General features: G+C 61.8%; 13 protein-coding genes and 1 pseudogene. 5 read left to right on the plus strand and 9 right to left on the minus strand.

Annotated features, from left to right (window positions below):
- Positions 1 to 52: 52 nt before the first annotated feature.
- From AC4ELH_RS22440 to AC4ELH_RS22450, 3 genes are read left to right on the plus strand one after another with little or no spacing between them, the layout of a single operon-like run.
- Positions 53 to 1246, plus strand: coding sequence for a cytochrome P450 (locus AC4ELH_RS22440; protein WP_498886786.1), 1194 nt, complete (start codon positions 53 to 55; stop codon positions 1244 to 1246).
- The gene (locus AC4ELH_RS22445) at positions 1246 to 2475 is read left to right on the plus strand and encodes a CaiB/BaiF CoA transferase family protein (RefSeq protein ID WP_498886788.1); all 1230 of its coding nucleotides are present in this window, start codon (positions 1246 to 1248) and stop codon (positions 2473 to 2475) included. Before AC4ELH_RS22440 ends, AC4ELH_RS22445 begins: the two co-directional genes overlap by 1 nt.
- A 10-nt stretch (positions 2476 to 2485) precedes the next feature.
- The gene (locus tag AC4ELH_RS22450; RefSeq protein ID WP_498886790.1) at positions 2486 to 3169 is read left to right on the plus strand and encodes a TetR/AcrR family transcriptional regulator; all 684 of its coding nucleotides are present in this window, start codon (positions 2486 to 2488) and stop codon (positions 3167 to 3169) included.
- A gap of 23 nt (positions 3170 to 3192) precedes the next feature.
- Here the strand turns inward: AC4ELH_RS22450 and AC4ELH_RS22455 are convergent, their stop codons facing one another.
- Positions 3193 to 3801 carry a DUF305 domain-containing protein gene (locus AC4ELH_RS22455; protein WP_498886792.1) on the minus strand — a complete coding sequence of 203 codons (609 nt, stop codon included), beginning with the start codon at positions 3799 to 3801 and terminating at the stop codon, positions 3193 to 3195.
- A gap of 19 nt (positions 3802 to 3820) precedes the next feature.
- Positions 3821 to 4051 (minus strand): annotated as a pseudogene (locus AC4ELH_RS22460) (AMP-binding enzyme); the annotation flags it as partial.
- Between AC4ELH_RS22460 and AC4ELH_RS22465 the strand changes: the two are divergent.
- Complete coding sequence (locus AC4ELH_RS22465) at positions 4044 to 4370, plus strand: carboxymuconolactone decarboxylase family protein (RefSeq protein WP_234814512.1); 327 nt, start codon at positions 4044 to 4046, stop codon at positions 4368 to 4370. The pseudogene AC4ELH_RS22460 and the gene AC4ELH_RS22465 overlap by 8 nt on opposite strands.
- Before the next feature lie 571 nt (positions 4371 to 4941).
- Here AC4ELH_RS22465 and AC4ELH_RS22470 read toward each other — a convergent pair.
- The 4 genes from AC4ELH_RS22470 to AC4ELH_RS22485 all read right to left on the minus strand — a co-directional run bounded on the left by AC4ELH_RS22470 (position 4942) and on the right by AC4ELH_RS22485 (position 7111).
- Entirely contained in the window at positions 4942 to 5202 is a 261-nt protein-coding gene (locus AC4ELH_RS22470; protein ID WP_036446786.1) for a helix-turn-helix domain-containing protein, read from the minus strand.
- Between the two features lie 99 nt (positions 5203 to 5301).
- Positions 5302 to 5577 (minus strand): helix-turn-helix domain-containing protein, encoded by a 276-nt coding sequence (locus AC4ELH_RS22475; RefSeq protein WP_051577068.1) that lies wholly within the window; start codon positions 5575 to 5577, stop codon positions 5302 to 5304.
- Positions 5578 to 5995: 418 nt separating this feature from the next.
- Complete coding sequence (locus AC4ELH_RS22480; protein WP_498886795.1) at positions 5996 to 6580, minus strand: helix-turn-helix domain-containing protein; 585 nt, start codon at positions 6578 to 6580, stop codon at positions 5996 to 5998.
- Positions 6581 to 6679: 99 nt separating this feature from the next.
- Complete coding sequence (locus tag AC4ELH_RS22485) at positions 6680 to 7111, minus strand: hypothetical protein (protein ID WP_498886797.1); 432 nt, start codon at positions 7109 to 7111, stop codon at positions 6680 to 6682.
- A gap of 573 nt (positions 7112 to 7684) precedes the next feature.
- Here AC4ELH_RS22485 and AC4ELH_RS22490 point away from each other — a divergent pair.
- A complete protein-coding gene (locus tag AC4ELH_RS22490) occupies positions 7685 to 9379 on the plus strand; it encodes a TniQ family protein (RefSeq protein WP_498886900.1) in 1695 nt (564 codons plus the stop codon).
- Positions 9380 to 9401: 22 nt separating this feature from the next.
- Here AC4ELH_RS22490 and AC4ELH_RS22495 read toward each other — a convergent pair whose 3' ends face one another.
- Genes AC4ELH_RS22495 through AC4ELH_RS22505 form a run of 3 tightly spaced genes read right to left on the minus strand, consistent with a single transcriptional unit; the run spans position 9402 to position 13400 of the window.
- On the minus strand, positions 9402 to 10439 hold the full coding sequence (locus AC4ELH_RS22495; RefSeq protein WP_498886799.1) for a TniB family NTP-binding protein: 1038 nt from the start codon (positions 10437 to 10439) through the stop codon (positions 9402 to 9404).
- Positions 10440 to 10441: 2 nt separating this feature from the next.
- A complete protein-coding gene (locus AC4ELH_RS22500; protein ID WP_498886801.1) occupies positions 10442 to 12610 on the minus strand; it encodes a transposase family protein in 2169 nt (722 codons plus the stop codon).
- Positions 12603 to 13400: a TnsA-like heteromeric transposase endonuclease subunit gene (locus AC4ELH_RS22505; RefSeq protein ID WP_105367234.1), complete on the minus strand. Its 798-nt coding sequence runs from the start codon at positions 13398 to 13400 to the stop codon at positions 12603 to 12605. The genes AC4ELH_RS22500 and AC4ELH_RS22505 overlap by 8 nt, the downstream gene beginning before the upstream one ends.
- Positions 13401 to 13530: the final 130 nt, after the last annotated feature.

The following is a 13530-nucleotide window of genomic DNA, read 5'->3' on the forward strand; positions in this document are numbered from 1 at the left end:
TTCGTCGCAATAGTGAGACGAATGTCTGCGCTAATCGCAGCTAGGAGGCAGAGTGACAACGAGTGAGCGGGCCGAGACCGTGCCGACCGCTACCTTCGACTACACAACAACCGAACCCGAGGGCACCTGGTTTCGTCGGTATGACGAACTGCGTGCTCAGTTCCCTTGGTACCGAAATGAATTCGGCCCAGGGTTCTGGACTGTGTGCAACTACCAGGGAATCCTGGAGATCATGCAGAACCCGGAGGTCTTCTCGAACAGTGTGGTGACCGCCCTGGATCCGGAACCTGCAATCAAGTGGATTCCGGAGATGCTGGACGGCGACGAGCACAAGCAGTGGCGCCGCCAACTGGGCCCACTGTTTGCCCCGGGCGCGGTGGCACGAATGGAGTCGACAGTGCGGCAGCGCGCGATCGAGCTCATCGACGGCATCGCCGAGCGCGGATCGTGCGACTTCATGGCCGACTTCGCAACCCGCTTTCCGACCACCATCTTTCTCGATCTCATGGGCCTGCCCGTTGACGAACTCGACCAATACCTGGAGTGGGAGCACGACATCCTCCATGCCGGCGGCAGTGACGAGGAGAAGTTGCAGAAGCAGATGACCGCGATGTTCGCGGTGATGGGCCGGTTCTCGACCGTCATCGCCGAGCGGCGCGAAGAGCCACGCGACGACATCGTAAGTAAGGCACTGGACTACGAGATCGACGGAAAGCCGGTCACCGACCAGGATCTCCTGTCGTTCTGCCTGCTGATGTTCATGGCGGGCCTCGACACCGTCTCGGTCACGCTCGGCTGGGCGTTCCTTCACCTCGCCCGGAACGAGGACGACCGGGAGCGGATCGTTACAGAACCCGCCACCATCCCGACCGCTGTCGAGGAGTTCGTCCGGGCCTACGCGATCGTCATTCCGGCCCGAAAGGTGATGGCCGACATCGAAGTTCAAGGATGCCCGATGAAGGCCGGCGACATGGTGAACATTCCGCTGGCTGCCGCGACCCGCGACGACGCCGCCTTCCCCGATGCGACGTCAGTGGACATCACTCGCAAGCCGAACAATCACATCGGTTTCGGTGCCGGTCCGCACCGGTGCCTCGGTTCGCACCTGGCCCGTCAAGAACTCCGGATCGCCCTTGAGGAATGGCACAAGCGGATACCGAACTACCGAGTGTCCCCGGACGCGCAAATGCTGGAAAGCGGCTCGCAGTTGGGGTTGGAGAGCCTGCCTCTGGTTTGGGACCTCTGATGCGCAAGCCGCTCAGCGGAGTTCGTGTTCTCGAAGTGGCACAGTTCACCTACGTGCCGTCAGCCGGTGCGGTGCTGGCCGACTGGGGTGCCGAGGTGATCAAGATCGAACATCCGGTCACCGGTGATGCCCAGCGCGGGCTGGTCAAGGTGCTCGGCGCCGCGGCCTCGAAACCGGGATCGTCGTTCGCGCCGATCATGGAGGCGCCCAATCGCGGCAAACGCAGCGTCGGTCTCGCCCTCGACAATGCCGAAGGCCGGCCTGTTTTCGACGAACTCGTCCGACGCAGCGACGTGTTTCTCACCAACTATCTGCCATCGGCACGTGCGAAGTTGAACATCGGTGTCGATGACGTTCGCCGCGTCAACCCCGACATCATCTACGTGGCGGGGAGCGGATTCGGCATGCACGGACCCGACAATGATGCTGGCGCCTACGATGCGACCGCATTCTGGGCCCGCGGCGGCAGCGCCGACGGACTCAACCCACCCGATGCCGACCACTCGGCCTTCATGCCCGCCGGGGCTTACGGCGACAACATCGGCGGCATGACCATCGCGGGTGGCGTGGCAGCCGCACTTTATGGACGGCACGTGACAGGCGAGCCGTCGGTGCTTGACGTCTCCTTACTCGCGGTGGGTGCCTGGACCACGCAGTTCAGTGTCAACATGGCAATGCTGTGGGGCGGTCCGCTGCCGAAAATCGAGCGCCGCACCCAAGCCCCGGGTAACCCGCTCACCGGCGCCTACCGCACCTCCGACGGGCGATTCATGCAGCTGTCGATGCTTCAGCCCACCCGGTATTGGCCGGAGTTCTGCCATCTGATGGGCCTCGATGAATACGCCACCGACCCGCGCTTCGCATCACTACAGGCCATGGCGGAAAACGCCGACCTTGCCTATGACATCGTTCACCACGCCATCGCCGAGTTGAGCTTCGCCGAATGCAAAGAAATACTCGGTCGCGGCACCGGCCAGTGGGCGCCCGTACAAGACGCCTGGGAGATGGCCAATGACGAAGCACTCACCGCCAACGGCCGCATCGCCAGCATCGTTGACGCCGAAGGCAATCCGCAGCGCCTGGTGGCGAGCCCGGTGAAATTCGACGACGACCCTGGCAACCTCGAACGCGCTCCGCAGTTCGCCGAACACACCGACGACGTACTACGCGAACTAGGAGTCGGCGATGACCACCTCATCGAGCTCAAAGTCGCCGGTGCGATCACGTAGTCTGACCTCCGTGAACGCCGTCGACTTCCACTCACGTGACGACGGCACGGTTAAGGACCGGTTGATTCGCGCAGCCGATGAGGAGATCACGGCCCGCGGGATCAACGCAGTGCAGATGGAAGTGGTGGCCAAGATCGCCGGCGTCTCCCGCGCCACCGCTTTCCGCCAGCTCGGCAGTGTCTCGGAGATGCTGGTGCAGGTTGCCTTGTTACGCGCCCGCAGGCACGTATTGCAGGTGCAAGCGATCATGGCGGCCAAGGCCGGCGTGTTCGCCAAGATCGAGGCCGCGCTGGTGTACACCGCGCAAGAGCTGCCGTCCGATCCATCCATCTCGGCTCTCATCGCCCAGCACTCCGCAACCGTCCACGATCCCCGCGTTCATCAGGTAGCCGTGGATGCGATGGGGCCTGTACTGGTCGAAGGCCAGCACAGCGGCGAGGTGCGTACTGATATCGAGATCGACGAGATGGTCGACTTCCTCGTCGAGCAGACCTACCTCGCCGCCGAGGAAATCGATCGGTCCCAAGGCGAGGTCATACGACGCTTCCGCCACTTCATCATCCCCGGACTTGCCGCCTCAAATGGCTTCAGCGGCGAACGTGTCTCGCGCACCATGGAGGTCCAAGTCGCGGTCGGAGCTGCCCTCGACGCGCTGAACAATCTCGCGGATCAGCTGCGCCACAACAAGCCATAGCCTGTTCTCCCGGCGTCAGGTCCCTATCCGCCACTCGCGAGAAGCAGTTGCATGCGGTCGATCTCCGCCTGCTGCTTTGTAACGATCTGCTTCGCCAACGTCAGGGCATCGACGTTCTCACCGTCGGCAATCTCGGTGTCGGCAATCTGAAGTGCTCCCTGCGCATGCGCAATCATCGACTGGAGCCACAAAACGTCAAAGTCCTGCCCGCTCAGTGCTTGCAGTCGACTCAGCATCTGCTCCTCGATGGTGCCCTGCGCGGGGACCGCCGGGTGATCTGGCGTCGACGATGTCGTGGAATCCGCGTTCCACTGGACCAGGAGCGCCTTCATCAACGCAATCTCTGTCCGACGTGACGACACGATGCCGGCTGCCAGCTCGACAAGGTCCGAGTTGGTCGTACGGTCCGGAACCAATTCTGCAACCTGCACAGCCTGAGCATGATTGGCGATCATGTTCACCGCGAACGAAGAATCACCAGCATTCGATCCCGCCGGCTCGCCGTTGATCGCGGGAGTTTCCGATGTCGGTTGAGGCTTATCGTCCGGTGTCGCATCGCCGCAGGACGGCAGGAACAGGACTGCAGCGACCGCGCTCAGTGCGCTCAGCAATCGGAAGGGAGTGGACCTCATCTCGCCAGCCTATCGATCACGCCAAACGCTCCGGGGTTTTCTGCTTCGCGAGCCCGGACGCGGCGAAGTGGTCGCGCAGTTCGTCGAGATCCAACGCGGCACCCGGCTTGTGGACCACGACCGCGGCAACCACATCGCTGTAACGGGGATGCGGAGCGGCGACGGCGGCCCCCTCAGCGACCGCAGGGTGTGCGTTGAGAACGTCTTCGACCGGTCCGGAGGAAATGGTTTCGCCGGCACGGATGACCAAGGAAAGCTTCGCACCCGAACTCCTCGAGATCAGCATCGATAACGTCTTCGGGCGACTCTGGGGACGAGAGGGACTGTCCCGTCGGGACCGAAGCCTTGTCACGCTCGGCATCTTGATCGCGCTACGCGCCACCGATGAGCTGAAATCCCACTTCCCGATCGCACGTCGTAACGGGTTGACCGACGACGAGATTGCCGAAGTGATCTATCACTGCAGCAGCTACGCCGGCTTTCCAGCCGCCGCGACGGCTCGGTCCTCCGTGGCAGAAGCTGTTCTCAGCCCGTCCGCCACAAGCCCGGCCTCCGCGACCGATCGCTAAAGCGGAGCCGGCCGCCGCCTGTCGTGTGTTGTTGTTTTTGTCCCCAGCCCGGTCATCCTCCCGGACACGATCAAGGGGTTGTACCTCAAGCAGTCCTCGGGCCCGGCACCAAGATGCTCCGCCACCCAAGGTCGGAATCCCTCTGCTCGTCGGCCACCGCATGGTCAGCGGGGTCGCCTCGACCGCGGCGGCTTATCACTGCGCAGACATTGAGGGTGCGATCGCCGTCGAGCGCCTCTACGCCTCCGCACCCCCGAGGGCGGTCGCCTGCACAATCGCGGACGCAATCCCTCGGGCTACCGCAGCCGGGAGGAGATCACCACGAGGTTCCGAGTGGTATGGCCCCAGGACGGCACGCTGCCGTGTGTCTCTCAGCACATCGCTGCGGGCTCGGTGTGCAGGCGCGATGGGCGGTGGTTCTGGAAGTTCGCACGTGTTTAGTCTGTCTCCGAAACGTGATTTCAGGTCCAGCGACCAGGAAGTCGCTGGAAGTATTGCCCGCCGATATGCGGCGCCGAATTCAGGGACGGTCTCCGAGCGGCACGAGTTGCATGCCGGCTGGCCTGCCGCGTTATCTGATGCCTTCGAGGAGGTCGGACGCGCTGACGCCCAGCGCTTTGGCCAAGTCGCCGAGACGCTCGTAAAGCAGACCGCGCCTTCCCTGCTCTACGTCGATGAGGACGTTTCTGGAAATTCCCGACTTCGCGGACAGTTCCACCTGCGTTAGCCCGCGCTCTGTGCGCAGTTGAACGACCCGGGCCCCGAGTGCGCGTCGCCGCCTCTCCCAAACTTTCACTCGTTTGGGGTCGTCCTGACTGGGTCGGGTCGGCACCTCCTTAAGTTAGCAGGAGTGCCTGCAGGTCAAGCGCACCAAAACCGCGTGCCAGATCAGCACGGCCTGAATCTCCCACCGGCGCGGGATCCTCGTGCGCTACATCATGCCGTCGACAAGTTCGGCCCCGGTGATGTCAAGTGCGTCCGCGATGTCAAGGAGACGCTCGAAGACAACCCCGCGATGTCCGCTCTCAATCTCTTCGAGCTCGTCGAGGGTGAGGCCGGCCAGATCCGCCAGCTGCTCGGAGGCATATCCCCGTTGTGCGCGCAGACGAGCGATGCGGGTACCGACGTACCGGCGGCGCTGCGCCGAAAGCTGCGCGCCGGCGTTTGAGCAGGATCGGTCCGACCCCTGTCCGCCATTTTCATCCACCAGCCAATCGTAGCCCTACTAGTAGGGCATTTCTGCTGAGAAGCGCTGGAGGTTCTGCGCACCACACGGGCAATATTCCATATCGTCCGTCGTGCAATCCGAGTCCTGTCGCCGCACCGGAGGCTTCGGCGACTCAGCGATGCGTGCGACTTGGAAGGCTTCGCCTAGGGCGGATGTAAGACCTGGGGCTCCGCGCCAGATACCAATGCCAGAGCGGGAACGAGCGGGTGTGTGGGTTGCAGGTCGAATCTCAAGTCCGGCGGCCGTGTTCCCGGACTGCGTTCCGCGCCAAAACGTTGGCACCGGTGGTGCGGTGAACGCGCCACCACAACTCGCCGTAGGCACGACGCGGTAGTCGTCGTCGCGGATGCCCATCGCGCGTAGGTCTGCAGCAGGTAGCAGCCCGGAAAGCGTGTTGTCACACGGTGTACCAGTCGGTGTTGGCGGCCGCAGTGACAGCTCGGCCGATGTCGCCGCCGTCGCACAGCCATTCCAGAGGAGTCATCGGGCGTTCATCGGACAGGTCGGGCTGTGGAGCGCGGAGAAACCCTGCGATGGCGACGGGGTGGAGGCCAGCGGGCAGCGCTTTGAAGACCTGGTCGAGGCCGCGAACCTGCCGGCGCGGGCCACCCTTGTCGTCAATCTCGAACTGCACCATGGGAAAAAGCCAGCCGCGGCCATCGGACATGGCCCACAGTTCGCCGGCCAGTCGCTTCTGCCGCACTCGGGACGAGCTGATGCCCAGCCCGGCCGCCACTTGTTTACCTGTGAATGCACTGAAGGTGAAGTGGGCGACGTGGCCGGCAACCTCGGTGCCCGCGACGAGGAAGGCGTCGCTCTCCTCGGGAAAGTCATGCCCGTCGAGGATCCTGGCTTCGTCTTCGGTGAGTGAGGCGGCCCAGGGACGCACCGCGGGAAGCAGCTCCAATGCAGCGACGAATTGGGCGGTGGTGATCTCGAATCGGTCTTGGAGGAGCTGGTCCAGCTCAGGGTTTGGCTGCATGACACTCACCATCTCTAACGACTTCTAACACTCGACGATATTCGTTAGGAAAACGTGTCGATCCCGCCGTGGAGGACAGCGGCCACGGCATGGACCCGGTTACAGAGTCGGCGGTCGGACTGCGGCGCGGATAGTCCCATTCTCCTCCTTGCTGAGCAGTCCGAGCTGGTGGGCCGTATTTACCTGGGACCAAGTGCCCGGGACAGAACCTTCGTGGGGAGCTGGGGCGTACTCGGTGAACGTGTAGTCGTACGCGCTGAGCCCTCCGACGAGGAGATCCCGGGGTATGTCTTCGACGGTGGCGCGCAGGATGAGTTCCTCTGGCGTCGGGGCATCTCCGAGCGTTTGGGCACCGCGCAGCAGTCGGCCCACGCGTGGCTGCGTGGTGATGAGCAGGTCGGCGATTTCTCGTTGGCTCTTGCCGAGCTTATTGAGCTCGTCAGCGGCGCGCATCTCTTCGATTTGGTCGAGGCGTTCACGGGCGCGGCGGATTTGGGCACGGTGCGCGATCCGTTCGATGGTGGTGGCCATGGCCAGTTCCTCTCGTTGATACGTACCGCATCGCTTTGCGAAACGCCATGTCCGGCGCCGAATACCAGACCGCGCTGCCGCATGGGAGGCCACTCGCCTGGCGGTGACTGACGCAGGAGCGGCTACCGAACGCCGCCAATGTGGGCCGAGCCATGCTCGCGCAAGTGGAGAACGGTAGAAGTGGCCTGATGCACGAATGGCTCTTCGACATCCCCGCCAGGGCCGCAGCCCGAGGCAACGCCACCCATAGGCGGATCCGGGAGGGCACTCGAGGGCGTCTTGCCGGCGCCTGCAGGCGCCTCTTGCGCGGTTGGATCCCACCCCGTAGTTCCAACTCTTCAGATCAGCCACTCCCGGACCGCACCTCCTAATGTATCACTAGTGATACATTAGGAGGTGTAATTGCCTGCGGCAATCTGCTATTCAACTCTGCCTACCACACGTCTTTGCACAGGCCTGCGCTGGCGCATTCGGGACCCAACAGAGACTTTGGCGCCGGCCGCCGAACTGCATTGTCGCCAGATGCAGCAGCTGGTTCGGCGTTGTCGCGTTAGCGCGCCTGCAAACCTGATCATGACCCACCCACGAGAGGTACGGCCTGGAACGACAGGCAGGTTGCCCGCCCGTGTACGACTCAGGGACGGCGAAGCACTGGACGGCTTCCTGGAACGCCTCGCCACCGTTAACGACCTTCTCCCAACAGAGCTACTTCGGCTTCTCACGGCACCGGACGAGGCGGGGTCGCCGACTGCGGCGTTTTTGATGGTCAAACCGGACCCATTGATTGTGGAGAGGATTGCCAGGCTTGGCGATGTCGGCGAAGAGTCTGTACGTCGTGCATCGCTTCTGCGATTCGGGGCCGGCTTGCCGTTTCAGTTGGAAAACCTGGACCCATCACGAAGGCATACCTACCGACAGGTCGTCGGCCAGGGATGGTTTCCGGGGCTGGGCACGCAGGCTTGTCCGATGTGTCTCGGCGATTGTGGGGTCTGGGAGTTGCACTGGCGGTTGCCGATTATCGCGGTGTGTAGCGCACATCAGGTTTTCATGGTTACCGAATGCACTGCGTGTGGTGGTCGATTTCGCACGCACCGACGTATGCCGTTGCGAGCCTTTGTAGGCCGAGAGCAACTGTGCGGGAACTCAGTCGGATCCGGGAATTGTTGTGAATATTCGGTGCTCAGCCACAAAACCGATGACTGCCCTCCTACCGTTCTCGAATCAGCTCAGGTCATCCAAGAAGCTCTTTCAGGACAACAGGTACCGATGCTCGGAGCCCTCACCGATCCTGGTACGTACCTTGCCGAGATACGCCACCTTGCAACACTTTTGATCCATTTGCTCGCACAACCTAGAGGTGCAGGCTTTGCACCGTGGGCCGAGGTTCTCCACGCTGAATCTGCCCAGCGTGCCGCCGCACGTGGCGGCCCGCGCTGGGGCTTTCGCCCTCCTCAGAGTGCCGTCGTGCGTGGTCACGCTCTGGCCGAAGCACATGTCATCCTGAGCCAGACAAGCCTAGGCAGTGCGGTCGCCTTCTTGGTTCCGTGGCTCGACTGCAATGCCGATCAACCCGGCGGGCCGTGCACGTGGCTGTTGAACAGGAGCACTCGAACGGCGACTATGGAAAGGCTGATCCGTGCTGCCGTTGCCAACAAGCACCATGTGGGGCGTCGGCTCACAGTAGTCCACGGTAGCCGAGCGCTCACCACGTCTTCGATTCCGCAGATGCTAGACGCCCGTATTTTTCGCGATATCTTTGCCCCAATGTTGGGCGGATATGAGCGGACAGGTCGTATGTATGCGTCGTTGTGCATTGTGAGAGCCATTTCGCCGGTGCAGAGTTGGTCGGCCGCTGCAGCCATGATCGGTATGGAGCCCGAGGTGGGGGTACGCACTGCTCGTGCAGCAAGTGGTCGTATGCGCGTGTCTCCCGAGGAATTCGCCGCTGCCGTCCATCGAGCGACATATCTCCTTTTTCCTGGTCGTGATTTTCGGCGCCGTGAAGCCGTCGTTCGTGCGCTGGCACAAGACCCAGGCACATGGTGGGAAAACTGGCGTACGTCCATGTCGCCGTCGCGACGGCCCACGTCGCTGCCTTATGCCATCGCATGGATGTGGTGTGAGGTTGCTCAAGCACCGATCCACACCAGTCCCGGGTGGGTGGATCCGATCACATTCCGGCGCAGGGATTCCTACGATATGTTTCGCAAATCGATCTCGCTTGCGGCACAGTATGATCTGCGCACACTAGTGCTCTCCGACTCATGAGCGACGAGCAGCCGGCTGCACTTCAGCTCCCGTCGGTGTGGGGTGCGCGTCGGATGTTCTCGGCACGCTCAGACAGCCTCACACCATTGAGGTGCCGCAAAAGAATTCGGTTCGTACCGTCCTCAATCGCGGCGAGAGTCGCGGCGGCCACAAGCTCCGCGAGATCTCCCAGATAGCCGTCGGTGCGGTACAACAGTTCACCGGCGAGCTGGGTGAACAACATGCCGCGCCTACCAGCGGGCAGGTATGGGAGAACCTTCTTTTCGAGTTGGAGGGCGACAGCTTGCCAGCGACGCATCTCGTCGACATTGTCTTTACTGTAGGACGGAAACTTCATCAGCTTGAGCCGGCCCTCGATTTGAGGGTCGCACACTATGTCGCCGCCCACGAGGTTTGGCCCCACCAGAATGAGCGTGGCTCCAATCATCCCCAGTTCGGTGTTGATGTGCTTGAGATGGTCGAGGACTGCGCGGCCCCCTTTCCAATCCGTCTTCAACAGGTGAACGTCGTCGACGATCAGCACACGGGTCTGGTGGCGCGCGGCGGCACTGATTGCTCTGTGGGTTAGCTGGTCAACCCTGCCTTGGCCCGAAAGTCCGAAGCACCCAAGGAACTCACGGTCGAAGGCACCCTTCACGGCATCCGCCGGAAGATTCATCCACGCGAGCGGGACCAGGTCCGCTTCGCTGTCCTCGGACAGTTGGATGATGGGATATCCGTATTGATCGTGAGGGGCGAAGCGTGTCCATTCGAGGTAGCGGTCGCGCCCCCATCGCATCATCACGCTACTCTTGCCGATTACGTTCGGCCCTGTCAGTACGATGACATCCTTGGTGCCTGGTGGTTTTCGAGCGTTGACACGCACAACGTTTGTCATCGCTGCACAGATCACCTCGAGCTCTGGGGTGAGCAAGTAGAGGTGCTCAAGCCAACGCTGGAGTCGATCGATATACGCCGCGCGCTCCTCATCTGACATGCTCTTCGCCAACTTCAGAGTCAGTGGTGGCGGTTTCTCCGGAGCTTTCAACAGGCAGTAGTTGTGCCACATCCGCGCGTCCATAGTCAGGTGCCCTCGTCTCCGAGCAGGTTCGGCCACCGCCGACGCATCGAATCTGCCGGTGCAGGGGCGGCTGGCTGCCCGCCCTGTGTAACGCCTTGGGCTCGTTGTGCTTCGTCGTGGTCGATCCGGGATTGTTCGACGCGGCGGCCCGCGGCCGCGAGCTGAGCCTTCAGTTTGGGATCGGTGGGGGCGGTTGTGAGTTCGGTGAGCTCAGCGAGGATTTGGCGTGTGGCAGAGCCTCGCTTCAACACAGCATTACCGCCGCGCGCTATGATCCGCCGACGCACGGCGCCAAGAATCACGTCGGTCATCGGCGCCAGCGTACGTTGCGCACCGCGCCACTCCACCGGCTCGACACGTTTGGTCTGCGGATCCGGGAACCAGATACGAGAAAGATCGTGAGGATCGACGTAGAACGGGGCGGCTTTGTCCCCAGGGCGGAAATAGCCTGTGGGCACGGCGCGGTAGTCCTCCAATACCGGTGAGTCGTAAGTCATGTCACTGAATTCGACGCCCGCTTGTTGGATCGTTCCCCATCGAATTGGCAGGAACTGGTAGATCAGATCTGGGCGTTGCGGCACGTCGATCCGCCCCGTCGCCTCAACCATTGCGTCCCACATCTCTAGGGGGCACAACCTGGCCTCGGCGTCGGCTTCCTCACAGCCCGGCACCACGATCCCCGTATGGCCGGTGCGGTGATAATCCAAAGCAACAAAACGCCGTAGGTGTTCCTGCAGTTCATGTGCGGTTAACAACGGTTCCTGGCTGACCAATCGGCCACGCTCGGAAACGTTTCTTCCCTTGTATCCTGGGATTTGTTGCAGCGCACGCTGAATCGTTTCGTGCCACCGTTCGACCTGTGGATTGTCTGTCGGCTTCTTACCTCGACTTAACAGCAGATCGATTCCTAGATCGCGCAGCAACGAGATGAACCACTCGGAAATGAAGATGGATCCGTGGTCGCAGTGGATGGCGTCTGGCATCACTGACGGGATGGCGTGGTCGCCTTGCAGCGTCGAGAAGTCCGGTGCCACGTGACGGTGGGCGGTGTGGACATGAACCTCAGAGAAGTCGACCGCAGATGGCAAACCTACCCATCGCCAATCACTCACCGTGGTCCCAGCGACGCGCAGGGAAAACGGGCGGCACACATCGTAAAGGAGCAGTCCCGCTTCCAATCCGTTGGCGCTGCGAGGTACGACGCGCAACGCGGGAATCACGCGGGTCGCAACGTCAATGCCAGTAATGATCTCTACGCTGACGGGTTTTCCGCTGAGAGGGTCGAACACGAGGTTATCGGCGCGAGTGACATCGATAGCCACCACTTGTCCCGGTCGAATCGCCGGATAGTGGCGGGTGCCTGACACCTTCTGCAAGGCGCGGGTGCGTTGCGAGCGAGTAGTTCTGCCTTTCTGGCGTTTGAGGGTGGACAGGAACTGCTGCGTGATCCTTTGCGGTGTCACGCAGTCGCCAACTCCGTTGTTACGCAGTTTGACCCGGATACGACGATCCAGTTCGGACAGCGAGACGGTCGAGATGTCTCCGTCGAGCGTGTCGATAACCTTGGGGGCCATTTCACGGTAGGGACCTTCGATGAGCTCCCAGAACATACTTTCACGAAGACTCCGCCCGTCGATCAAAGCTCGCAGGCCACCGTTTTTGAAGCGACGCAACCAATTTCGGATGGTGCTGGGATTACGCCCAGCGGAATCTGATTCCTCGCCTGAACCGCCCCGTGGCCGCCGGTGACTCTGACGCTGGCTCTGGCTCTCCAGAACAAGAAGTTCGGCCATGACCGCGCAACGGCGCGACTCCGATTCTCCGAAATCTGGCCCGAATGGGTAGCGCGGTTCGCCAGGCCGGGCAAGTTCGGGGTGGCCCTCGCGGAAGCCAGTCAGGATTTCTTGGACGATCTCCAGACGTTCGAGCGCCTGCTGGCGCACGTGCTCATGAAGCCTGTCCCATAACGGCCTTAACGGCTCCATGAGGTCGACTGCGTCTGTGTTGCGCATATTCTGAATGATCGGTAAATCGTCGTATGGATAGGATGTGACCTCACCGAAGACGTCGCGAAGCTGGACCTCGCCATTCGGTACGGCGACAACAACGGCCGTGCCCTTTTCGGTGAGTATCCGGGCACCTGCAATGAGTGTTGTGCGGCCATCAGTCATCTGCACACTCCTGTCCGAGCGTGACGATCGTGTCCAGCGTCCATGACGCTGTCACGTCAATCTGTAACTTGTTGCACCACAAAAGATGCCACATGGTGGAGATGAGCTCGCCACTGCCATCGTCGTGGGAGGATACGCCCGCTATGGTGGAGCCGCCCGGCCCCACCGCTAGGCGGACTAGGTCTTCACAACGAAATGCCCACGGCGGTTTCCGACGGAAACCATTCAGCCACAGCATGTTCAACCGCTCAATTTCGTCCGTTCCGGCGAACAGTTCGTAACGCCATCCCACCAATGGGCATACCTGACGGATCACCGCGCTCTCCGCCAGAAAGTCATCGTCTTGTTTATCCAGTCCGCGGACGTCCCACACTGTCGGCGCACCGTCGGTGTGCAACGTAAGGATGTCTGGAGTGTGGGTGCCTTCCACAGATCCACTCCACCGCAACCTAAACGGCTGCGGCAAGATTCGCACGACTGCAGGATCGCGATCAAGCCTGCGAACCAGATCGTGTTCCAGTCCTGATTCCAGTGATACGAAGTCACCGTTGGTCATCGAGTAGACCGTCGCCGGGACGTGGCGATTATGTTCGGAGGACTGGGGCTGACGTACCGGGGTCAAACGATCCAGAGGCGGGGATGCATCGTCTGACCATGACCACTCGCTGGTCGGCGCTCCGTCGATACTGAATTCCCAGGCCAAACACAAACCGGCGCTGCTGGCGGCGGGAACGCCGTCATTGGCATCAGCAGCTCGACACGGACGCATCGCCTCGACTTCCACGTCCATCGTGATCGCGTGAACTCAGTTTAGTCACTCGCCAGCGGTTTGAGCACCGCTAGCTAGCCCCCAACGATCACAAGCCGCCAAAGCCCGATTGCCGGCGCCAAGGAATGGGGTAGTAACACTCCGGCTACGC

It is taken from the genome of Mycobacterium shunyiense (genome assembly GCF_058270075.1).

What these genes read in the sequence shown, in the direction of transcription:
- AC4ELH_RS22445 (WP_498886788.1), top strand. Translation starts at nt 1,246, where the DNA reads ATGCGCAAGCCGCTCAGCGGAGTTCGTGTTCTCGAAGTGGCACAGTTC.
- AC4ELH_RS22455 (WP_498886792.1), bottom strand. Translation starts at nt 3,801, where the DNA reads ATGAGGTCCACTCCCTTCCGATTGCTGAGCGCACTGAGCGCGGTCGCT.
- AC4ELH_RS22465 (WP_234814512.1), top strand. Translation starts at nt 4,044, where the DNA reads ATGACCAAGGAAAGCTTCGCACCCGAACTCCTCGAGATCAGCATCGAT.
- AC4ELH_RS22480 (WP_498886795.1), bottom strand. Translation starts at nt 6,580, where the DNA reads ATGCAGCCAAACCCTGAGCTGGACCAGCTCCTCCAAGACCGATTCGAG.
- AC4ELH_RS22485 (WP_498886797.1), bottom strand. Translation starts at nt 7,111, where the DNA reads ATGGCCACCACCATCGAACGGATCGCGCACCGTGCCCAAATCCGCCGC.
- AC4ELH_RS22490 (WP_498886900.1), top strand. Translation starts at nt 7,685, where the DNA reads ATGACCCACCCACGAGAGGTACGGCCTGGAACGACAGGCAGGTTGCCC.
- AC4ELH_RS22495 (WP_498886799.1), bottom strand. Translation starts at nt 10,439, where the DNA reads ATGGACGCGCGGATGTGGCACAACTACTGCCTGTTGAAAGCTCCGGAG.
- AC4ELH_RS22500 (WP_498886801.1), bottom strand. Translation starts at nt 12,610, where the DNA reads ATGACTGATGGCCGCACAACACTCATTGCAGGTGCCCGGATACTCACC.
- AC4ELH_RS22505 (WP_105367234.1), bottom strand. Translation starts at nt 13,400, where the DNA reads ATGGACGTGGAAGTCGAGGCGATGCGTCCGTGTCGAGCTGCTGATGCC.